Genomic DNA, 19272 nt, shown 5'->3' with positions numbered 1-19272 from the left:
AAGATGATTCAGAAAGGATGGTTCAGATGAGCAAGATTGCAGTGGTTTATTGGAGCGGCACCGGCAACACCGAGGCCATGGCCAAGCTGGTGGAGGAGGGCATCGTGGCTGCCGGCGGTCAGGCCGACCTGCTGCCGCCCGCCCTCTTTACTCCCGATCTGGTGAGCGGCTACGATGCCATCGCCTTCGGCTGTCCCTCTATGGGGGCCGAGCAGCTGGAGGAAGGGGAGTTCCAGCCCATGTTTGACGCTGTCAAGGGCAGCCTGGGGGGCAAGACCATCGGCCTCTTCGGCTCCTACGGCTGGGGAGACGGCGAATGGATGCGTACCTGGGCAGAGGAGTGCGAGGGTCTGGGCTGCAAGCTGGCCGACCAGCCGGTGATTGCCCACGAGGCCCCTGACGCCGATGCCGCCGACGCCTGCCGGGACCTGGGCAAGGCTCTGGTTAGTTAAGAAAAAACGGGCGTGCCGCCTTGTACGGTACGCCCGTTTGCTGTCTTATGCCATTTCTCCCGCCAGGGAACGCTCCATGTAGTCCCGGATGATCTCGGGATCGTCGGTCTGGCCCAGCACCCACATGAGCTTGGTGACCGCCGCCTCGGTGGTCATGTCCCGGCCCTGGATGACCCCCTGGGCCAGTACCTTCTGGCCCACCTCGTAGACTGAGAAGTCGCTGGGCTCGTACAGGCACTGGCTGCATACCACCACCGTCATGCCCGCCTGGGCTGCGGTCTGGAGCTTGGAGATCAGGTCCCGGCGGACGAAGTGGAGCCCGCCGGCGCCGAAGGCCTCGATGACGATGCCCCGGTAGTGCATCTGGAGGAGCATATCGAAGATCTCCGGGTCCAGGCCGGGGGTGAGCTTGATGAGAAACACCTTGTCGCACAGCCTGTCCCGCAGGGTACAGGCCCCCGCGGTGGTGGGGATGGCCTCCCGGTGGATCTGAAGGCCTTTGCCATCCACCGAGGCGGCCAGGGGCCAGTTGACGCTCTCAAAGGCGTCAAAGTCGGTGGTGCGGGTCTTGACCGCCCGGCAGCCCAAAATCACCTTCCGGTCGAAGGCCAGGAATACACCAGCCACACCGGAGGCTGCCATAGCCAGAGCGGTCCGCAGGTTCTCCATGCCGTCGCTGAGAGGGTGGGTCATGGGCAGCTGAGCCCCGGTGAGTACCACCGGGATGGAGATGCCCCGGAGCATGAAGGACAGGATGGAGGCGGTGTAGGCCATAGTGTCGGTGCCGTGGGTGATGACGATACCGTCATAGGCGCCCCGCTGCTCAAAGACGTGGCGGGCGATGGTCTGCCACTCCTCGGGTTGGATGTTGGAGGAGTCCAGATGGAGGATGTCCCGGATGGTGATGTCGTAGGAGTCGGTAACGCCCCGGGGGAGTAGTTCTGCCAGATCCTCTCCGTCCAGACCGGGGGCCAGGCCGTCGTCGGTGGGCAGGGAGGCGATGGTGCCGCCGGTGGTAAGCAGGAGAATGCGGCTCTTCACTTAAAACACCTCCGCCATGGCGTCCGCCCGACCCATGGCCTCGGCCAGAATGGCCTTTTTGTCGTTGCGGATGTCGTCCAGTCCCTCGGCGGCCAGACACTGGAAGGAGGGGATGCCGTACATGGCGCACAGAGCCTCCAGCTGCCGGGCGCCCATCTCCATCCATGTCGTTTCAGGCAGAGAGAAGTTGCCACCCCGGGTGGTGATGAGCAGCAGCTTGTCCGCCTTGCACAGGCCCACGTTGTTGCCCTGCTCATCGTAGCCGAAGGTGATGTTCGTCACCGAGATCCGCTCCAGATAGATCTTCAGGATGGCGGGGAAGGAGAGATCCCAGAAGGGAGCGGCCACCACGATCCGGTCGGCGGCGGCAAACTGCCGGGCCAGGTCGAACATGGGGTCGTCCAGTTTGCCGGCGTTCCACAGTTCGTCCCGCTGGGCCAGCACCTCGGGATACTGAGGCACCGGCCGGTCTTTGCATAGATCCACCTGGGTGATGACACCGTCGGAGTGGTTCCTCTGCCAGTTTTCCAGGAACCGGCGGGCAAGCTTCAACGTGCGGGACCGCTCACCCCGTACACAGGCGTTGATAAAAAGAAGTTGTTCCATGGTGTTCACGCTCCTGCGTCTGTTTTCCTGTCTATGCTATCACAGATTCCAGAAGGGCGCAAGCGGACCGGTCCAATTCCCCCAGCAAGGAGGATACTGTATTGTTATCCGTAAGGTTCAGTTTTTCCGCCTCGATGTGGACCACCCGGTCCCCCTGCCGGAAGATCAGGCCGTTGCCTTCGTCCCAGTGGTAGGTCCAGGCCTGGTCGTAGCCCAGTTCCGCCTGGGTCAGCGCTGCAGGGTCGTGCAGGTGGAAATAGCGGTCCAGGCGGCCCTGGTCGCCCTCGATGGCCCGCAGATCGTCACAGATGATACCGGCCAACCAGCTTGTGCGGCAGTCATAGGATTCCACCCACAGATCCCCATCTTTCTCTGAGAACCGGCGATACTCTGCTGTCTGTCCGAACACGGAGTCTCCAGTGGTCAGGGTGCTGCCTCCTTCAAAGGTTGTATGGCTGTCGGAGATACTTATGAAAAGGCTGATCCCGATGCCCAAGGCTATGAGCGCATAGCACAGGGGTGCAGCGCCCCGGAATCGGGCAGTGCTCCGGCTGGGAATCGGTATGGGAGCGTTATGTTCCACTGCCCGGCGGCATTTCCTCCGGTAGCGGACCACACGCAGCCCCAGATACAGTACCAGGGCGGCCCATGCCAACAGAAGCAGCTGAGCTAACATAGCCCCGTTGGAGAAAAACATCTCCCACACCCGGGGCTGATCCCGGAACAGGTTGATTGCCCCATAGACCGACCAATAGATCACCAAGTAAAAAAAGGTATTGGCCTGATTCCGAAGGCTCTTTTTTAAAACCTCTTCCCATTCCATGCTGCCGTCGGTCTGAATGGGGGCGGGATGGGTACCGGGTTTGGCCTGGAAATAGAACAGACCGCCTGCCTCATCCAACAGATCCCAGCCTGCCTCATTACACAGGGCCAGATAATCCGCCCGGGACTGTTCGTCCTTCCGGCTGTTGCTCTTCCACCGGGCGGGCTCCACCCAGCAGCGGCGGGGCTGCTCTGAGCGGTGGAAGGCGGCGGTGAAAATGCCCAGCTCCGCCAGATCCCAGCCGTTGTCTGCCAGCTGGTCCAGCTCCGCCTGAGCGGCTTTGGCGTCCTCAACAGTGTAGCGGAACCAGCGGGTACAAGTTTCTTTCCCCTGTTTCATGCCGTGGAAGCCTCCAAATGAATAAGTACCTGATCCAGCCACTGACTGGCGGGTGGTCCGCTCTCCGCCCACAGGATCGTATTACCCCGTCGGAGCACGTAGCTGTCCCCGTCGGTCCACACGCCATCATAGCCGGGGAGAGGGGCCATATTCTGTTCTGTCAGCGCGTTCTGCATACCGTCGGCCAGCCAGTTCCAGGGCAGCACCCAGCCCTGGCCCTCCAGCGTAAGCGTGTAATCTGCCCCATCCGGCGACCACCACTCGGTCCATTGAGTATGAGCGGCCAGGAAGGTAGCGCTGTCCTCCCGGAGGGCGGCCTCCGCGGTTGGGAGGAGCTGCTGTCCTGCCAGGGGAGGGGCCACCTGGAGCCGGGTAGTCAGGGGAGACAGGGGCAGCAGACTGACCACCAGCATCACCGCCGCGCCCCCGGCCATGATCCAGTTGCCCCGCCGGGCCCGGCGGTAGGCTGGGTCCTGTTTGAGCAAGCCGTAGAGGAAAGCGCCGATGATACTGCCTACCATACATGCACGGGAGTATACTCCGGCATTCACATCCAGCAGCAGAGCCAGGAGGAAAAGGGGGATCAGCAGGCAGCCCAGCACCACCAGCAGGCGGGCCGCCATGGCGCTTTTAGGTCCTGGCGTGGGGAAGGGGAGGCCTGCACTTGCCGCCTGCCGCCACTGGATCAGCCGCAGCAGCAGCCGTCCGGACCACAGCAGTCCTCCGGCCAACAGGAGGGGCAGACACAGAAAGACCAGCGCCGCAGTGTTGTACCTGGTAAGAATCCATACCCAGAAGAGCAGGGCCGTCCCTGTACCTGTCCAGTTGGTGGCCACGCCCAACAGGGGCAGCAGCAGAAAACAGATCAGGCAGACCGCCCAGCCGAACATCATACGGTGAAGGGATTTTTTCCGGAACCGCCGGTACTCCAGTTCACCGTCTGTCTGGATGGGAGGTGTGCCCGCCGGGGCCTCATAGATGTTCCAGTAGCCGGTCTGGGCCGCCTGATACCACCCGGCGTCGGCCAGCAGGCGGAGGTAGTCCGGCCCATCCTCCCGAGCGGGGTCGTACCAGTCCAGACTGTAGGTCACCGGCTTCTCCGCCGGAACAAAGCGGGCCAGCAAGTTGAGCCACAGCTTTTCCAGCCGCCAGCCTTCTTCAGCCCGGCGGTTGAGCATAGCCTCCGCCGCCTTGATGTCCATGACAGGATAGGCAAAGAGCGTCCATTTCCGCTTCATGTCGTTTCCTCCTCACGCAATACCTGTTCCATATCCGCCGCCTGCTGGCGGATGCGCTGGTACTCGTCCTGAAGCACCTTGTCTCCCTGAGGGGTAAGCTGATAGTATTTCCGGTTGAGTTCCGTCCGGGTGAGCAGGATCAAACCATCCTTTTCAAATCGCTCCAGCAGGGCGTACAGGGTACCGGCTCCCACGTTCACCCGGCCATTGGTGAGGGCGGTGATGGACTGCATGATACCGTAGCCGTGGCGCTCCTGCCGCAGGACCAGCAATACATAGAACATCTGCTCCGTCAGCGTCTCCAGCTTCTTGCGTGCCAATGGTAACCACCCCCCTTTGTCAGCTTCATTGTATAGCGATATTCGATACAAAGTCAATAGCGAATATCGATATAAAAAGAAATTTAAAAAAAGTGAAAAAGAGTGTTGACAACCTGGATTCGACGTGGTAATATATATCTCGCGCTGAACGACAGCGCAACGCCAAATGCGCGAGTGGTGGAATTGGCAGACTCGCTAGATTCAGGTTCTAGTGTGCATTACGCACGTGCGGGTTCAAGTCCCGCCTCGCGCACCAGATGAAAGGACATCCGAAAGGATGTCCTTTTGTTTTTACTCTGATGATGTCGCAGGAAAGGAGATTGATCTATGCCTGAGCTGAATGAGATCCGGAGCCGCTTTGCAGGGGACCGTTTTGCCACCGAGGCCGCCGGCGCTGCCATCCGGGAGGCCGGGCCCGGACGGGCGGTGTGCGTGATGCCCATCCGGCCGGTTCACCTGAACGCCAACTCCGCCCCTATGGGAGGCGCGGTGTTCACCTTGGCCGACTTTGCCTTTGCGGTGGCTGCCAACGGATTCAGTGACCGTATCACCGTTACCCAGCAGGTGTCGGTCAGCTTTCTCTCCGCCGCCCGGGGGAGCACCCTGATCGCTGAAGCCAGATGCCTGAAGGCCGGCCGTACCACTTGCCTCTATGCCGTGGAGGTGACTGACGATCTGGGGGCCAAGGTGGCCTACCTCACCGTCAACGGCTATACCGTGGGGGCCGCCCCCGGGGCCGGGAAAAATCCTGTCTGAGCGCAAAAAATGGCTGCCGCCGGCAGCCATTTTTTGCGTTTCAGCGTCTCCGGGTGAGGTGCCGCCAGGTCCAGCAAGTACCCTCCGCCTCCTGGACGGCGTCGTAGTCCCACTGGTGGTCGGTCTGCCGGAGAAAATCGCTGGTCACATTAAAGTAAGTGTGGTGCCCAGACTCATTGGCGGCGGGTACATCCACAAAACCGCCCAGAGGATCGTCCCAGGTGGTGTCCACTGCGTACCAGTCCCCATCCAGCTGTACCAGGTTCCAGGCGTGGTCCTGCCGGGAGTCGCTGGAGGCCCCGATCACCGTGACGCAGGGGATATCCAGCAGGTCCATAAACAGCTGGAACGTGTTGGCGTACCCCATGCAGATGGCCTGTCCCTCCACCAGCAGGCCGTAGGGATGGCTGCGGTTGGGGGAGGAATGGGTCTCGTCATAGGCGGCGTGGTCAATGATCCAGTCGTGGACCGCCAGTTCCTGCTCCGCCGGGGACATATCGTTGTCAATCTCCGCCTCCAGCACCTGCCGGCATATCTCCAGAATGGCGGCGTCCTCTTCGGACAGGGCGGAGGTATCCCCAGTGCGGTAGGCCTCCACCACAGGGGCGGTGTCGTAGAGGGGCATCTCCTCCTCATTGGGAGGATCAAAGACCACATAGCCCCGGCTGTCCCGCTCCACCGTATAGGGGCGGGCCGCTGTCTGGGTGGTATCGCCGTCAAAGCGGATCAGGAAGGCATCCTTGGCGGCCTCGGGATCGGGGCAGATGGCCAGCAGAAGCCAGCGTCCCTGCCGGAGCAGCAGAGCGTCCTCCACCAGGGCAGCCTGGTCGGGGGCGTAGCCTGTAAAGTCGGCCTGGCGGCCTTCCAGATAGGCCAGCAGCAGCTCCTCCGCCGATCCGGCATCCACGCCGTCAGCCAGCTGGATCACCGCCAGCTCATAGGCCTGGAGCCCTTCAGAGTAGGCTGCTACGGCGTCCACCCAGTCCTCCCGGTCCAGGCCGTAGGCCGCCGTCAGATAGGCCTCCAGCCCCTCTGGGTCAAGTTCGCTGGAGAGGGGCGTCAGGCCATTGGAGAATTCCTCCGGCTGGGACTCTGCCACCACGCCTCCCAGATCGATGGCGGAGGCGTCTGTGGTGGGTTCCTTGGGGGCGCAGCCCGCCAGCAGCAGAAGTGACAGCAGAAGCAAAGTCACTCGTTTCATGGTGACACCTCCGGTTGGGGTCTGGTCTGGGTCAGGGGGAAGGTTACTGACGCGGTGAACAGATCGGCCTGAGTGCGGATGGAGAAGGAACCGCCGCAGGCCTCGGTAAAGGTACGGGCAATGGACAAGCCCAGGCCGCTGCCCCCATCGGTGCGGCTCTGGTCCCCCCGGACAAAGCGCTCGGTGAAGTCCACGCCGTAGGGAAGCTCCTCCCGGGAGGTGTTCTGAATGACAGCGGCGGCCCTGTCCCCCTCCACGGAGAGGGTGAGGTAGATCCGGGAGCCGTCCAGAGCATATTTCAGGGCATTGCCAATAAGGTTCTGGAACACCCGGTACAGCCGGTCCCCGTCAGCCATAATCCACACCGGTCCATCGGGCAGATTGGAGCGGAGCGCAAGGCCGGAGGCCTGGATGTCCTCGTCCAGGTCGGCCAGAGTCTGGCGGAGCAGCTTGGCGAAGTCCAGGGGCCGTATGGTGACCGGCAGGTTGCCGGTGGCCGCCTTGCTCACGTCAAACACATCCTGCACCATAGCCTGGAGCCGCAGGGTCTTTTGATAGAGCACCAAAATATAGTCCCGAACATGGTCAGGCAGGTCCTCCTCCTGCCGCAGCAGCTCGGTGTAGCTCACCATGGAGGTGAGGGGGGTCTTGAGATCGTGGGACACGTTGGTGATGAGCTCCAGCTTCAGCTTTTCACTCTTCATCTGCTCAGACAGGGCGTCTTTCAACCGTACCTCCATCTGGTCCAGCCCCTCCACCGCAGCCCGCAGGTCAGAGTCTTGGGGCAGAGGTGCGGCTGAGGCTTGACCAGTCCCAGCAGCCTGGATGCGGGAGAGCAGGGTATCCACGTCGGCGGCGGTGCGGCGGTTCTGGCTCATAAGCCACAACTGGGCGGCGATGAGGAAGAGCCCTGCCAGGGCCAGCAGCAACAGGAGAAAGAAAATAGGGAGGCGGGACATGGTGGGGCCGAACAGAAGAAAAAAGACCACGATACAGCCCAGAATAAAGGGCACAGCCGCCAGGAACTGTAGGGCAGAGCGGCGCATCATCCGCTGTCCGGCGGGCCAGGACAGCTCCCCGCCCCGGTACAGCCGGGCCAGAAGGGCGCACAGGCTGTTGGCGGTGATGTGGCCGAAGTTGTATCGCAGGTCGTTGAGATAGAGGTAGGCCCACCATAGGGCCACCGGTACCGACAGATAGAACCAGATGGTGTAATAATGAGCGGTATACAGGCTCACCAGACAGAAAAAGGCGGCGATGCAGGCCAGAAAAAAGGGAATGAGCAGCACCAGCTTGACCTCCAGCCAGATCTTCCCGGTGAACCATGCAATGGCCTGGTCTGCCCGCACCTTGTGTTTGTGCCACAGGATGGACCAGAGCAGCAGCACAGCTCCCACCGCCAGCGGGACCACCACGAACAGGATCAGGGGAAACTGCAGGCGGGCGGCATAATCCATTGTGGAGTAGAGGCCGCTGTCGGTTATGACATCACCGGTCAGAGCAGCGGTGTCCGCAATATAGGCCACCGGTTCTTTGGCTACAGCCATAGTGATGGTGAGCCCGGCGTAGGACTGGGGGACCGGTATATTGTGGTAGCCGGGCAGGTTCCACTGATCTTCCCCCCGATAGTAGCCGTCGCCGTAAATGTCTATTTCCTGGCCGTCCTTTTGAATGGTGACGGTCTCCCCGTTAAAATAGAGCAGGAAGTTGTATCCCTCCGGCAAAGCGTCGGGGGAGAGGCCGTCGGCGTTGGTGGTCACCGTCTGACCGTCTTTGGTTACCTTGTAGAGCAGATTTTGATCGCTCAACTGGTAATGTTCCTGCCAGTCCGGGTCGGCAAAGCTGTAAAACCACTGTGAGATGGTGCGCCGAAAGTCGGCGGTATTCTGATAATCGGACTGGAAAGCGTCGCTGATGCCGTGCCAGCCCAGGGTGTGGACTGCTGAATAGCCGGCGGCCAGGGCCAGTATGAGCAGATTGACGCCGAAAAACAGGGCCCAAAAGGCCAGGGCGGGCTTAATGCTTCTCGATTTTGTATCCAATGCCCCACACCACCTTTAAATACTCCGGTTCTTTGGGATTGAGCTCGATTTTTTCCCGAATGCGGCGAATATGTACCATCACCGTGTTTTCTGCGGAATAGGGCTCCTCGTTCCACACCCGGCGGTAGATTTCCTCGGCGGGGAACACCCGGCCCAGATTGCGCATCAGCAAGTCCACGATCTTCAGCTCAGTGGCGGTGAGCCGCACCGGCGCACCGTCAGCCAGCAGCGTCTTTTGGTCGGGCAGATAGCACAGCCGCCCGGTGACCAGTTCCGCCTTCTGGCTGGGAGCGTTCACGTCTCCCAGTTGGGTGTACCGCCGCAGGTGGCTGCGTACCCGGGCCACCAGCTCCTGGGGGTGGAAGGGCTTGGCGATATAGTCGTCCGCCCCCATGGACAGACCCAGGATCTTGTCGGTATCCTCCCCCTTGGCGCTGAGGATGAGAATGGGCAGGTTGCGCTGCTCCCGGATCTTGAGCACGGCAGACAGCCCGTCCAGCTTGGGCATCATCACGTCCATCAGGATGAGCCGCAGAGACGGGTCCATAGCCAGATCCAGGGCCTGGAGGCCGTTGTAGGCCTTCAGCACCCGGTAGCCCTCTTTTTCCAGCAAAATCGCGATGGCGCGGACGATTTCAGCGTCGTCGTCCACCACAAGAATGGCTTCATTCATATTGATCCCTCCATGGGTACAGCATAGCAGAGGTTTCTTTCAAAGTCGGGGAGGAAACCTTTCGTATTTCTTACGATTTTATCATACCCAAGGAGGGATGGGCAATAACAGAAGCCCCCGGACAGCAAAAGCTGTCCGGGGGCTTGCTCAGTCGGCAAAGATGGTCTCTGCGCCCACCTTCACGCAGCCGGGGGGTGCGTATTTCCAGTGGTCCAGCCGCCCTTCCCGGATGAAGTAGTGGAGAGGCTGGGGGTCTCCCAATGGAGGCAGGGGCTCAATGGCCAGCAGCTTGATCTTCATCCGCGCGGGCAGGATGGCCTTGATGTACACCGACACCCGAGCGCCCTCGGTGAGGCGGCAGTCCTGCTCCGCCAGTCCGGACAGGTTGGGGGTCAGTTCCACGAACACGCCATAGTCCTTGACCCCACGCACCACCCCAGGCACCGTCATGCCCGGCTGGAAGGGGGCGGCGTTCTCTGCCCAGGTGCCCAGCAGCTCCTTGTGGGTCAGGTAGATCCGGCCCAGGGCCGGGTCCAGGTCCAGCACCGCCGCCAGAATGTCCTGCCCCACCCGGAACCGGACGGCGGGGTGGGGGATGCGGGACACCGAAATATTTTCCACCCCAATGAGGGAGGGTACCCCGCAGCCTATGTCCACAAAGGCGCCAAAGGGCTCCAGATGGGTGACCCGGGCGGAAATGACCTGACCGGACTTCCAGTGCTCCAGCAGGTAGGACAGCGCCTTCTGCTGGGCCCGCCGCCGGGAGAGCAGGGGGCGGGGCTCCCCTCCGGATTCCTCCAGAGAAGTAACTGTAAAGCAAACCGGCTTGCCAACCCTGGAGAGGATGGCAATGTCCCGGGTGACCCCCTCGGCAATGCCCAGGGCGGCCTCTGTTCGGGGGATGAGCCCCCGATAGGGGCCTACGGCCACAACGAGATCGTGCTCCGGCGTACACAGCAGGGCGGTCCCCTCCAGCACCGCCTCCGACTCCATAGCCTGCCTGAGCCCTTGGGCGTCGGCGCAGGCAGCCTGATTTTCCGGGGTGTGGAGCAGCCGCCCCTCGGGTGGAAAACGGTTCGTCAATCTGACCAAATCCTTTCTGCGTTGGGGTGATTTTTTTCTTACCAGACAATGATATGCAATGGGGAACCTTGAATTGACAGAGGAGGACCGGGAATTTATAATATTCTTTACACGGATAAAGTGAAGCAAAAAGGGGGAGGACCTATGGACATCCACGTGGGCGACGTGCTGGAGCTGAAGAAGGAGCACCCCTGCGGCAGCCGCCGGTGGCAGGTGCTGCGGGTGGGAATGGACTTCCGCCTGCGCTGCGCGGGATGCGGACATGAGCTGATGATCCCCCGGAGCAAGGCGGAAAAAAGCATTAAGAAGATCATTCGGCCGGGGGAGGACAAGACATGAACCAGTATTGGAGCGCGCGGGCCAGAGCCCTGACACCCTATGTACCGGGGGAGCAGCCTCGGGACCGGAAATTTATTAAGCTGAACACCAACGAGAACCCCTATCCTCCGTCCCCCATGGCCCTGGCGGCCATCCGGGAGGCCGCCTGCGACACCCTGCGGCTCTATCCCGATCCGGAGTGTACCACCCTGCGGGAGCTGCTGGGGGCCACCTACGGCCTCAAGCCTGAGCAGGTCTTTGTGGGCAACGGCTCGGACGAGGTGCTGGCCCTGTGCTTTCAGGCCTTCTTTGACCCGGACCGGCCCATCCTCTTTGCGGACATTACATACAGCTTTTATCCCGTCTATGCCGACCTGTACGGCCTGACCTACCGGGAGGTGCCGCTGGACGAGAATTTTGCTCTGCCTCTGGAGCCTTTCCTGGAGCCCAACGGCGGCGTAGTGATTGCCAATCCCAACGCCCCCACTGGACGGGAGCTGTCCCTGTGCGGCATCCGGGCGGTGCTGGAGGCCAATCCCCAGTCGGTGGTGGTGGTGGACGAGGCCTATGTGGACTTCGGCGCCCACTCCGCCGTGGAGCTCATTGACCGATACCCCAACCTGGTGGTGGTGCAGACCATGTCCAAATCCCGGTCCCTGGCCGGGCTGCGGGTGGGATTCGCCATGGGCAATGAGGAGCTGATTGCCGCCCTCAACTGCGTCAAGAACTCCTTCAACTCCTACACCCTGGACCGGCTGGCCCTGGCGGGGGCAGAGGGGGCCCTGCGGGACCGGAACTACCTGCGGGCCACCGCCATGAAGATCAGCAATACCAGAGAGTATACCGCTGCCCACCTGAAGCAGCTGGGCTTTGCGGTCACCGACTCGGCCGCCAACTTCCTCTTTGTCTCCCACCCGGACGTGCCCGCCAAGACCCTGCTGGACGGCCTGCGGGAGCGGGGTATTCTGGTGCGCTGGTGGAACAAGCCCCGCATCAGCAACTACCTGCGGATCACCGTAGGCACTGACCAGGAGATGCAGGCTCTGTGCGCCGCTATGGCGGAACTGGTGGGGGGAAACTGACCATGGATGAGAATCACCTGCATATTTTGTGGACCAACGCCGACCCTACTGTCTTTGACAAGATGGTGCTGATGTACGCTGTCAACAGCCTGGTCCGGGGCTGGTGGGAGAAGGTGACCGTCATTATCTGGGGAGACACGGCGGCCCTGGCCGCCCATGACCCGGCGGTGCGGGAGCGCATCACCCTGGCCATGGAGCAGGGGGTGGCCTTCTCGGCCTGCGTCACCTGCGCCCGGGAGCTGGGAGTGGAGCAGGAGCTGCGGGATATGGGCCTGGAGGTGATCCCCTGGGGTCCGCCCCTCACCGAGCTTATCAAGAGCCGGGCGCCCCTGCTCACCATCTGATTCCATCAAATCCTGTCATAAAATGGCCCGCCGCGGAGTGTAAATCCGCGGCGGGCCATTTTTGCGCCCTGTCCCCAATCTGACCTTTTTTATGGAGACAGGCAGGTATAATAATGCCTGCACGCTGGAAGGGGGGAGGGGCATGAGGGTGGTCTATCTGGACCAGGTGTTTCTGCTGAACTTTGTGGTGGACTATCTGCTGCTGCTGGCCGCCGGACGGATGGCGGGGGAGATACTCCGCCGGGGGCGTTTGGCTTTGGGGGCCGCCCTGGGGGCGACTTACGCCGGGGCGGTGTTCCTGCCGGGGCTGGGCTTTCTGGTCCATCCCGTGTGTAAAGTGGGGGCAGGGGTGCTGACGGTACTGATCGGCTACGGCGGCAGCCGACGGCTGCTGCGGGTGTGCCTGGTGTTCTTTGTGGTGTCCGCTGCCTTTGGCGGAGGTATCTTTGCCCTTCAGTTGCTGGGCAGCCGCAGCCTTACCATGGCCAATGGGGTGTTGGCATCTCCCCTTGACCTGAAGTTGGTGCTGCTGTCGGCGGCGGGGTGCTATGGGCTTGTTACCCTGCTCTTTCAGCGTGCCGCCCGCCACAGCTCCCGGCGGGAGCTGGCCCCGGCAGTCGTGGAACTGGGGGGACGGCGGGCGGTCCTCACCGCATTGGTGGATACGGGCAACACGCTTACCGACCCGGCCACCGGCAGGCCGGTATTGGTGGCAGAGGGGGAGAAGGTAAAGACCCTGTTTCCGCCGGGGACCGCCCCCTGCCAGGCAGAGCTCCGCGACCCTTCCGCAGCTCTGGAGCGGCTGAGCAACGCAGGCCTGCGGTGCCGGCTGTTGCCCTATCAGGCGGTGGGGGTGGAGTGCGGGCTGCTGCTGGCCCTCCGCAGTGACAAGGTAAAGGTGGGCGGGGAGGACTACGGTCCTTTGCTGGTGGCGCTGTCGCCCACCGGGCTCACCGACGGGGGCGGCTACTGCGCCCTCATCGGAGCATAAAGGAGGATGGCTATGAAGAGCTGGAAGACGCGCTGGTATGGGCGCATACAAAAGCTGCTGGCGCGGCTGGGGCTGAGGCTGCCGGGCAAAATCATGTACATCGGGGGGAGCGACACCCTGCCGCCCCCACTGTCCCGGGATGAGGAGGCGGAACTCATCCGCCGCCTGGATGAGGGGGACGAGGGGGTGAAATCCCAGCTCATTGAGCGCAACCTGCGGCTGGTGGTGTATATCGCCCGCCGGTTTGAAAATACGGGGGTAGGTATTGAGGACCTCATCTCTATCGGCACCATCGGGCTTATCAAGGCCATCAACACTTACCAGCCTGCCAAAAACATCAAATTGGCTACTTATGCCTCCCGATGTATCGAAAATGAGATTTTGATGCATCTGCGCAAGACCACCAATCTGAAAAGCGAGGTATCCTTTGACGAGCCGCTAAATACCGACTGGGACGGCAACGAACTGCTGCTCTCCGACATTCTGGGCACTGACAGCGATCTGGTGATGAAACCCATCGAGGAGGATGTGGACCGCAAGCTGCTCTCCGACGCTCTGGAGCGGCTGGAGGAACGGGAGCGGCATATCATTACCCTCCGCTTCGGGCTGGACGGCAAGCCTGAGCGTACCCAGAAGGAGGTGGCCGACAGCCTGGGCATCTCACAGTCCTACATTTCCCGGCTGGAAAAACGGATTATCGCCCGGCTCAAGCGGGAGATTTTACGGCTGATGTGACCGGCCGCCTTGACAAACCGCGGGAAGGGGTATAATATGTAACTAGTTACTTATTTGGATGAGGTGGAAGTATGACGGGAAGGATGCCCTTTGGCCTGAAGATCGCAGTCATCAGCCGGGAATTTCGCAGGCGGATGGATGAGAAGGCAGCTGCCATGGGGCTGACCTGGGCCCAGCTGCGGGTGCTGGGATCGGTGAGCCGCCTGGAGGCGGCCGGGAAAGAGGAGATCCACCAAAACGATCTGGAGCACATCGAGCACGTGACCCATCCGGCCATGACCAAGATGCTCCAGCGGCTGGAGAGCAAGGGCCTGGTCCGGTGCGTGCCCAGTGAGAAGGACCGGCGATATAAGAAAATTACCTGTACCGAGCGCTCTGCAGGAATCCATGAGACCATTTTGGAGCAGGACAGGGAGGTACTGGAGGAGCTGTGCCGGGATTTTACGCCCCGGCAAAAGGAAATGCTGGGGGAGGCCATTGATCTGATCTTGAGCAACATCGATCTGGAGTGACCCTTTCCGTCAGAAAAAGTGAATTCCCAGGCAGTGTGCTGAGGAGATAACTCAAGCGCGCTGCCTGCTTTTTTATCGCTAAATAAGTAACTAGTTACATAAAAGGGGTGCAAGTCAAGATGGAAAAAGAAGTACCAGAGCGCGAGAGTCCCTTTGCCACGGAGCCCATTGGCCGGTTGATCCTGAAATTTGCCGTTCCCAGCGTCATTGCCCTGCTGGTCAATTCCCTGTACAACATCGTGGACCAGATCTTCATCAGCTGGGGCGTGGGCTACCTGGGCAACGGCGCCACCAATGTGGTGTTTCCCATCACCATCATTGCCCTGGCACTGGCTATGATGATCGGCAACGGCGGCGCGGCCTTTCTGAGCCTGAAGCTGGGTGAGGGCAAGGTGGACGTGGCCAAGAAGGGCGTGGGCAACGCGGTTGCCCTGGTGACCGTGGTCAGCATCGTCCTGGCTGTGGTGTTCCTGCTGTTCATCGACCCGATCCTGACCCTCTTCGGCGCAACCGACCTGCTGCGGTCTCTGGCCTTGGAGTATGGCTTCATCATTGGCCTCGGTTTGCCTTTTATGATGATATCAGCCGCCATCAATTCCATGATCCGTGCGGATGGCAGCCCCAAATACGCCATGTTTTCCATGATCATCGGTGCGGTCCTCAACGTGATTCTGGACCCGGTCTTTATCTTTGTTTTTCATATGGGGGTACAGGGTGCCGCTATCGCCACAGTGATCGGGCAGGTGGCCTCCTTTGTGGTGTCGGCGGTCTATCTGCCCCGGTTCAAGACCGTCCATCCTGATGCCGCCTCCTTCCGCCTGAACGGCCGGACCTGCGGCAATATCCTTACCTTCGGCCTGAGCAGCTTTATCACCCAGTTTGCCATCACCTGTGATGAAGGTCAACCAGATCATGATTGCCATTCTGCTGGGCATCGCCACCGGTACCCAGCCCATCATCGGTTTCAACTACGGTGCCAAGAACTTCAAGCGGGTGAAAAAAGCCCTGGAAATTTCCCTCATCGCCTCTGAGGTGGTATCCATCGTAGCCTTTTTGATTTTCCAGTTCGCGCCCATGAGCGTAGTCATGCTGTTTGGCTCCGAGGAGGGGCTTTATAACGAGTTTGCTGTAAAGGCCTTCCGCATCTTCCTGATGCTCTGCCCCCTTACCGGGTTCCAGACGGTGGCGGCAGTCTATCTCCAGGCGGTAGGCAAGCCTGTTAAATCCGCCATTCTCTCCCTGGCCCGTCAGATCATTTTCTTTGTGCCCGCGGCTTTGATCCTGCCCCTGTTCCTGGGGGTGGAAGGGGTGCTGTGGACCGGCCCTGTAGCCGACGGCCTGGCCTTCCTGCTCTCTCTGGGCCTGCTGATCCATGAGCACAGCCACCTGAAGCGGGAGCACCGGCTGCAATCCGAAGCGCCTGAGATCGCATAAAAAGGAGTGGATCAATCATGAAAAACCGGATCATTACCATCAGCCGTGAATTTGGCAGCGGCGGTCGTACCATTGGCAAAAAGGTGGCCGAAGCTCTGGGCATTGCCTGCTATGACAGTGAGCTGATTGAGAAGATTGCGGCGGAGAGTGGTTTTCACAAAAATTATATCAAGGAGGCGGGGGAGTATGCCCCCGGCGGGATACTGGCCTCCGCCTTTGCCCACGGTACCGCGGGCCCCACCAACGAGGACTATATCTGGAAGATCCAGTGCAGGATCATCACCAAACTGGCGGAGAAGGAATCCTGCGTCATTGTGGGCCGGTGTGCCGACTATATCCTTCGGGACAAGGCCGACTGCCTGCGGGTATTTATCCGCGCGGATATGGCCTTCCGGGCCAAACGGATCGTGGAGGTGTACGGTGAGCGGGAGGCCTCTCCGGAGCAGCGGCTGAAAGAGAAGGATAAGCGCCGGGCGGCCTACCACCGGTTCTATACCGATATGAAGTGGGGCCACGCCCAGAACTATGACCTTACCCTCAACAGCGGAACCCTGGGCATCGACCGCTGTGCGGAGCTGATCCGGCAGCTCTACTGAGTAATTGCAGCAAAAAAGACCGCCAACGGCGGTCTTTTTTGCTGTTTTTGGCTTAAAAGCCCATGGTGTCGGCCAGATCATCCTTCATCTGGTCCATCTTCCGGGTGGCCTTTTTGGCCATGCGGCGCATTTTGGGATTCTGCATCCCCTTGGCGGCTACCGCCATGCCCATAGCGGCCCCGGCCAGAATGCCAAGGCCCATGCCGCCTAAAAAGGTGTGATTAGTCATTTGCTCAGCTCCCTTCCTTGGATGTCCGTATTTATTATTGCCCGGAATGCTGAAAAATCCATTGCTAAAATATGCGATTCAAGTTATAATGAAGGGCGAAGAACAGAGCGGCTTGCAGGAGGGGACGGGGGAAGGACCTGTACCCTTTTTTGCTGTGCAAATGCGGGTTTCGGCCCAAAAGCCGGCCCGTAGAACGGAAAGGAGTGATCCAGTGAAACTGTTGATTCGTCAGGGACGCCTGGTGGACCCTGTGGGGGGCATCGGCGGTGTCATGGATATCCTGATGGAAGACGGAAAGGTGACTGTCATCGGCAGCAACATCAATGAGCCGGGCGCTCAGATCATCGATGCGGCAGGACTGACCGTGTGCGCCGGACTGGTGGATATGCACGTCCATCTGCGGGAGCCCGGATTTGAGTACAAGGAGACCATCGAGACGGGCGCGGCAGCCGCCGCCCGGGGCGGTTTTACCTCTATCGCCTGTATGCCCAACACCAGGCCCACGGTGGACTGCCCCGAGCAGGTGGACTTTGTCCGCAGAAAGGCGGCGGAGGCCTGCGGGGTCCATGTCTGGCCCATCGGCTCGGTGTCCAAGGGACAGCGAGGCCAGGAACTCACCGATTTTGAGGCTCTGAAAGGTGCTGGAGTAGTGGCCCTGTCCGACGACGGTGTGCCCATCCAGAACGCCAATCTGATGCGGGATGGCCTCATCATGGCCCACCGGCAGGATCTCACCATCCTGTCCCACTGTGAGGATGCGGATATGGTGAAAAACTACGCCGTCAACGAGGGAAGGGTATCCCGCCAGCTGCGTCTGGACGGGCGGCCCGCCATCGCCGAGGAGCTGATGGTAGCCCGGGACGCCATGTTGGCCGAGGAGACCGGTGCCGCGGTCCACATCTGCCACATCTCCACCGCAAAATCGGTGGCCATTGTCCGGCGGTACAAGCGCAAGGGCGTACAGATCACCTGTGAGACCTGTCCCCAGTATTTCTCCCTCACCGAGGATGAGATTTTGGCCCAAGGCACCATGGCCCGGGTCAACCCGCCCCTGCGGACCTGGTCCGACGTGGAGGCCATTATCGAGGGCCTGAAGGACGGCACCATCGACGCCATCGCTACCGACCACGCCCCCCATTCCGCCGAGGAGAAGGCCCGGCCCCTCACTGAGGCCCCCAGCGGCATGGTGGGACTGGAGACCGCCCTGGGCGTCACCCTGACCTATCTGTACCACACCGGGGAGCTGCCCCTGTCCGATATTCTGCGGAAAATGACCATCAATCCTGCCTGCATCCTCCGTCTGCCCACCAAGGGCCGGCTGGCCATCGGCGCTGACGCCGACGTGGTTATCTTCGACCCGGATGAGGTGTGGACGGTGGACCCGGAGCAGTTTGCCTCCAAGGGCCGCAACACCCCCTTCGCCGGCAAGGAGCTGAAGGGAAAGATCAAGTACACCATCGTGGGCGGAAAGATCATTTATCAGGATGAGAAATAAGAGATTTTAAGAGATAAAGGAGAATGAACTATGTCCTTCGATCGTCTGCAGGAAGCCATCATTGCCAAGAAAAATCCCACCGTGGCGGGTCTGGACCCCAAGCCGGAGTATGTGCCCGCCCACATCCGCAAGGAGTGCTATGACAAGTACGGCGAGACCCTGGAGGGTGCCGCCGAGGCCATTTACCGCTTCAACTGCGGTCTGATGGACGCACTGAAGGACATCGTGCCCGCCGTCAAGCCCCAGTCCGCCTATTATGAGCGCCTGGGCTGGCGGGGTATGGAGGTGCTGGAGCGCACCATCCGCTATGCCAAGGAGCAGGGCCTGTATGTCATCGCCGACATCAAGCGCGGCGACATCGGCTCTACCGCCGAGGCCTATTCCGACGGCTGGCTGGGCAAGACCAAGGTAGGGGAGCAGATGCTCAGCGTCTTTGATGCCGACTGCGTCACCCTCAACGGCTACATGGGCGCCGACAGCGTCAATCCCTTCCTCAAGACCTGCAAGGAGATGGACAAGTGCGCCTTCATCCTGGCCAAGACCTCCAATCCTGGCTCCGGCGAGCTGCAGAACGTGTCCGCCGGTGAGGGCGACACCGTGTACGGCCTGATGGCCGACCTCATTGAAAAGTGGGGCGCGGGCACCGAGGGCAAGTATGGCTATACCATGGCCGGTGCGGTGGCAGGCGCCACCTATCCGGAAGAGCTGCAGAAGCTGCGCGCCCGGATGCCCCACACCTTCCTGCTGGTGCCCGGCTATGGCGCCCAGGGCGGCACTGCCGAGGATGTGCAGTATGCCTTCCAGAAGGACGGCCATGGCGCTATCGTCAACTCCTCCCGCGGCATCATCTGCGCCTGGCAGAAGACCGGCAAGGACGGCATGGACTACCAGGAGGCTGCCCGCAACGCCGCGATCGCCATGCGGGACGACATCGCCCGCTTTACTACCATCGCGTAATCGGA

Annotated in this window: 23 protein-coding genes and 1 tRNA gene; 14 read left to right on the top strand and 10 right to left on the bottom strand. The window is 61.0% G+C overall.

Features of this window, described 5'->3' with window-relative positions:
- Nucleotides 1-26 precede the first annotated feature (26 nt).
- The gene (locus tag B5G06_RS00305) at nucleotides 27-452 is read left to right on the top strand and encodes a flavodoxin (protein ID WP_087187122.1); all 426 of its coding nucleotides are present in this window, start codon (nucleotides 27-29) and stop codon (nucleotides 450-452) included.
- Nucleotides 453-497: 45 nt separating this feature from the next.
- Here B5G06_RS00305 and B5G06_RS00300 read toward each other — a convergent pair whose 3' ends face one another.
- The 5 genes from B5G06_RS00300 to B5G06_RS00280 are packed head-to-tail and all read right to left on the bottom strand — an operon-like array spanning nucleotide 498 to nucleotide 4819.
- A complete protein-coding gene (locus B5G06_RS00300; protein WP_087187121.1) occupies nucleotides 498-1493 on the bottom strand; it encodes an asparaginase in 996 nt (331 codons plus the stop codon).
- On the bottom strand, nucleotides 1494-2099 hold the full coding sequence (locus tag B5G06_RS00295; protein ID WP_087187120.1) for an FMN-dependent NADH-azoreductase: 606 nt from the start codon (nucleotides 2097-2099) through the stop codon (nucleotides 1494-1496).
- A 31-nt stretch (nucleotides 2100-2130) separates the two neighbouring features.
- Entirely contained in the window at nucleotides 2131-3261 is a 1131-nt protein-coding gene (locus tag B5G06_RS00290) for a DUF2812 domain-containing protein (protein WP_087187119.1), read from the bottom strand.
- Nucleotides 3258-4499 (bottom strand): DUF2812 domain-containing protein, encoded by a 1242-nt coding sequence (locus tag B5G06_RS00285; RefSeq protein WP_087187118.1) that lies wholly within the window; start codon nucleotides 4497-4499, stop codon nucleotides 3258-3260. The genes B5G06_RS00290 and B5G06_RS00285 overlap by 4 nt, the downstream gene beginning before the upstream one ends.
- Nucleotides 4496-4819: a PadR family transcriptional regulator gene (locus tag B5G06_RS00280; RefSeq protein ID WP_087187117.1), complete on the bottom strand. Its 324-nt coding sequence runs from the start codon at nucleotides 4817-4819 to the stop codon at nucleotides 4496-4498. The genes B5G06_RS00285 and B5G06_RS00280 overlap by 4 nt, the downstream gene beginning before the upstream one ends.
- Before the next feature lie 168 nt (nucleotides 4820-4987).
- Between B5G06_RS00280 and B5G06_RS00275 the strand changes: the two genes are divergently transcribed.
- Together B5G06_RS00275 and B5G06_RS00270 are read left to right on the top strand one after the other, a co-directional pair.
- Nucleotides 4988-5075: transfer RNA gene (locus tag B5G06_RS00275), tRNA-Leu, on the top strand.
- Between the two features lie 71 nt (nucleotides 5076-5146).
- On the top strand, nucleotides 5147-5575 hold the full coding sequence (locus B5G06_RS00270; protein WP_087187116.1) for a PaaI family thioesterase: 429 nt from the start codon (nucleotides 5147-5149) through the stop codon (nucleotides 5573-5575).
- Nucleotides 5576-5615: 40 nt separating this feature from the next.
- Here B5G06_RS00270 and B5G06_RS00265 read toward each other — a convergent pair whose 3' ends face one another.
- The 4 genes from B5G06_RS00265 to B5G06_RS00250 all read right to left on the bottom strand — a co-directional run bounded on the left by B5G06_RS00265 (nucleotide 5616) and on the right by B5G06_RS00250 (nucleotide 10583).
- Nucleotides 5616-6776 (bottom strand): DUF4358 domain-containing protein, encoded by a 1161-nt coding sequence (locus B5G06_RS00265; RefSeq protein WP_087187115.1) that lies wholly within the window; start codon nucleotides 6774-6776, stop codon nucleotides 5616-5618.
- On the bottom strand, nucleotides 6773-8818 hold the full coding sequence (locus tag B5G06_RS00260; protein WP_087187114.1) for a sensor histidine kinase: 2046 nt from the start codon (nucleotides 8816-8818) through the stop codon (nucleotides 6773-6775). Before B5G06_RS00260 ends, B5G06_RS00265 begins: the two co-directional genes overlap by 4 nt.
- Nucleotides 8793-9491, bottom strand: coding sequence for a response regulator transcription factor (locus tag B5G06_RS00255; RefSeq protein ID WP_087187113.1), 699 nt, complete (start codon nucleotides 9489-9491; stop codon nucleotides 8793-8795). Before B5G06_RS00255 ends, B5G06_RS00260 begins: the two co-directional genes overlap by 26 nt.
- Before the next feature lie 147 nt (nucleotides 9492-9638).
- Entirely contained in the window at nucleotides 9639-10583 is a 945-nt protein-coding gene (locus B5G06_RS00250) for a S1 RNA-binding domain-containing protein (RefSeq protein ID WP_242955284.1), read from the bottom strand.
- 135 nt (nucleotides 10584-10718) lie between these two features.
- Here B5G06_RS00250 and B5G06_RS00245 point away from each other — a divergent pair, with 135 nt between their 5' ends.
- From B5G06_RS00245 to B5G06_RS00210, 9 genes are all read left to right on the top strand, one after another.
- A complete protein-coding gene (locus tag B5G06_RS00245; RefSeq protein WP_087187111.1) occupies nucleotides 10719-10913 on the top strand; it encodes a DUF951 domain-containing protein in 195 nt (64 codons plus the stop codon).
- Complete coding sequence (hisC, locus tag B5G06_RS00240) at nucleotides 10910-11974, top strand: histidinol-phosphate transaminase (protein ID WP_087187110.1); 1065 nt, start codon at nucleotides 10910-10912, stop codon at nucleotides 11972-11974. The genes B5G06_RS00245 and hisC overlap by 4 nt, the downstream gene beginning before the upstream one ends.
- A gap of 2 nt (nucleotides 11975-11976) precedes the next feature.
- Nucleotides 11977-12318 (top strand): DsrE family protein, encoded by a 342-nt coding sequence (locus B5G06_RS00235; protein ID WP_087187109.1) that lies wholly within the window; start codon nucleotides 11977-11979, stop codon nucleotides 12316-12318.
- A 142-nt stretch (nucleotides 12319-12460) separates the two neighbouring features.
- Nucleotides 12461-13309 (top strand): sigma-E processing peptidase SpoIIGA, encoded by an 849-nt coding sequence (locus B5G06_RS00230; RefSeq protein ID WP_087187108.1) that lies wholly within the window; start codon nucleotides 12461-12463, stop codon nucleotides 13307-13309.
- Between the two features lie 12 nt (nucleotides 13310-13321).
- Nucleotides 13322-14044 (top strand): RNA polymerase sporulation sigma factor SigE, encoded by a 723-nt coding sequence (gene sigE, locus B5G06_RS00225; protein ID WP_087187107.1) that lies wholly within the window; start codon nucleotides 13322-13324, stop codon nucleotides 14042-14044.
- Between the two features lie 71 nt (nucleotides 14045-14115).
- On the top strand, nucleotides 14116-14556 hold the full coding sequence (locus B5G06_RS00220) for a MarR family winged helix-turn-helix transcriptional regulator (RefSeq protein ID WP_087187106.1): 441 nt from the start codon (nucleotides 14116-14118) through the stop codon (nucleotides 14554-14556).
- 119 nt (nucleotides 14557-14675) lie between these two features.
- Nucleotides 14676-15587 carry an MATE family efflux transporter gene (locus tag B5G06_RS00215; RefSeq protein WP_343286343.1) on the top strand — a complete coding sequence of 304 codons (912 nt, stop codon included), beginning with the start codon at nucleotides 14676-14678 and terminating at the stop codon, nucleotides 15585-15587.
- Nucleotides 15469-15990, top strand: a complete 522-nt coding sequence (locus tag B5G06_RS14590) for an MATE family efflux transporter (RefSeq protein ID WP_343286342.1) — start codon at nucleotides 15469-15471, stop codon at nucleotides 15988-15990. The genes B5G06_RS00215 and B5G06_RS14590 overlap by 119 nt, the downstream gene beginning before the upstream one ends.
- A gap of 17 nt (nucleotides 15991-16007) precedes the next feature.
- A complete protein-coding gene (locus B5G06_RS00210) occupies nucleotides 16008-16586 on the top strand; it encodes an AAA family ATPase (RefSeq protein ID WP_087187105.1) in 579 nt (192 codons plus the stop codon).
- Between the two features lie 52 nt (nucleotides 16587-16638).
- On the opposite strand, the gene B5G06_RS14115 is transcribed toward B5G06_RS00210, so the two are convergent.
- Entirely contained in the window at nucleotides 16639-16815 is a 177-nt protein-coding gene (locus tag B5G06_RS14115) for a hypothetical protein (RefSeq protein ID WP_164475006.1), read from the bottom strand.
- A 211-nt stretch (nucleotides 16816-17026) separates the two neighbouring features.
- Here B5G06_RS14115 and B5G06_RS00205 point away from each other — a divergent pair, with 211 nt between their 5' ends.
- Both B5G06_RS00205 and pyrF read left to right on the top strand, forming a co-directional pair.
- The gene (locus B5G06_RS00205) at nucleotides 17027-18310 is read left to right on the top strand and encodes a dihydroorotase (protein WP_087187104.1); all 1284 of its coding nucleotides are present in this window, start codon (nucleotides 17027-17029) and stop codon (nucleotides 18308-18310) included.
- Between the two features lie 30 nt (nucleotides 18311-18340).
- Nucleotides 18341-19267 (top strand): orotidine-5'-phosphate decarboxylase, encoded by a 927-nt coding sequence (gene pyrF / locus B5G06_RS00200; RefSeq protein WP_087187103.1) that lies wholly within the window; start codon nucleotides 18341-18343, stop codon nucleotides 19265-19267.
- Nucleotides 19268-19272 lie beyond the last annotated feature (5 nt).

It is taken from the genome of Flavonifractor sp. An52 (assembly GCF_002159385.1).
Lineage (GTDB): Bacteria > Bacillota > Clostridia > Oscillospirales > Oscillospiraceae > Flavonifractor > Flavonifractor avicola.
Note: the sequence above shows the minus strand (reverse complement) of the source record. Positions and strands in the feature narration are given on the sequence as shown.

Bases quoted from the DNA above. Each gene is read 5' to 3' on its own strand.
- B5G06_RS00305 (WP_087187122.1), top strand. From the start codon at position 27: ATGAGCAAGATTGCAGTGGTTTATTGGAGCGGCACCGGCAACACCGAG.
- B5G06_RS00295 (WP_087187120.1), bottom strand. From the start codon at position 2,099: ATGGAACAACTTCTTTTTATCAACGCCTGTGTACGGGGTGAGCGGTCC.
- B5G06_RS00290 (WP_087187119.1), bottom strand. From the start codon at position 3,261: ATGAAACAGGGGAAAGAAACTTGTACCCGCTGGTTCCGCTACACTGTT.
- B5G06_RS00285 (WP_087187118.1), bottom strand. From the start codon at position 4,499: ATGAAGCGGAAATGGACGCTCTTTGCCTATCCTGTCATGGACATCAAG.
- B5G06_RS00270 (WP_087187116.1), top strand. From the start codon at position 5,147: ATGCCTGAGCTGAATGAGATCCGGAGCCGCTTTGCAGGGGACCGTTTT.
- B5G06_RS00265 (WP_087187115.1), bottom strand. From the start codon at position 6,776: ATGAAACGAGTGACTTTGCTTCTGCTGTCACTTCTGCTGCTGGCGGGC.
- B5G06_RS00255 (WP_087187113.1), bottom strand. From the start codon at position 9,491: ATGAATGAAGCCATTCTTGTGGTGGACGACGACGCTGAAATCGTCCGC.
- B5G06_RS00245 (WP_087187111.1), top strand. From the start codon at position 10,719: ATGGACATCCACGTGGGCGACGTGCTGGAGCTGAAGAAGGAGCACCCC.
- hisC (WP_087187110.1), top strand. From the start codon at position 10,910: ATGAACCAGTATTGGAGCGCGCGGGCCAGAGCCCTGACACCCTATGTA.
- B5G06_RS00235 (WP_087187109.1), top strand. From the start codon at position 11,977: ATGGATGAGAATCACCTGCATATTTTGTGGACCAACGCCGACCCTACT.
- B5G06_RS00230 (WP_087187108.1), top strand. From the start codon at position 12,461: ATGAGGGTGGTCTATCTGGACCAGGTGTTTCTGCTGAACTTTGTGGTG.
- sigE (WP_087187107.1), top strand. From the start codon at position 13,322: ATGAAGAGCTGGAAGACGCGCTGGTATGGGCGCATACAAAAGCTGCTG.
- B5G06_RS00220 (WP_087187106.1), top strand. From the start codon at position 14,116: ATGACGGGAAGGATGCCCTTTGGCCTGAAGATCGCAGTCATCAGCCGG.
- B5G06_RS00215 (WP_343286343.1), top strand. From the start codon at position 14,676: ATGGAAAAAGAAGTACCAGAGCGCGAGAGTCCCTTTGCCACGGAGCCC.
- B5G06_RS14590 (WP_343286342.1), top strand. From the start codon at position 15,469: ATGATTGCCATTCTGCTGGGCATCGCCACCGGTACCCAGCCCATCATC.
- B5G06_RS00210 (WP_087187105.1), top strand. From the start codon at position 16,008: ATGAAAAACCGGATCATTACCATCAGCCGTGAATTTGGCAGCGGCGGT.
- B5G06_RS14115 (WP_164475006.1), bottom strand. From the start codon at position 16,815: ATGACTAATCACACCTTTTTAGGCGGCATGGGCCTTGGCATTCTGGCC.
- pyrF (WP_087187103.1), top strand. From the start codon at position 18,341: ATGTCCTTCGATCGTCTGCAGGAAGCCATCATTGCCAAGAAAAATCCC.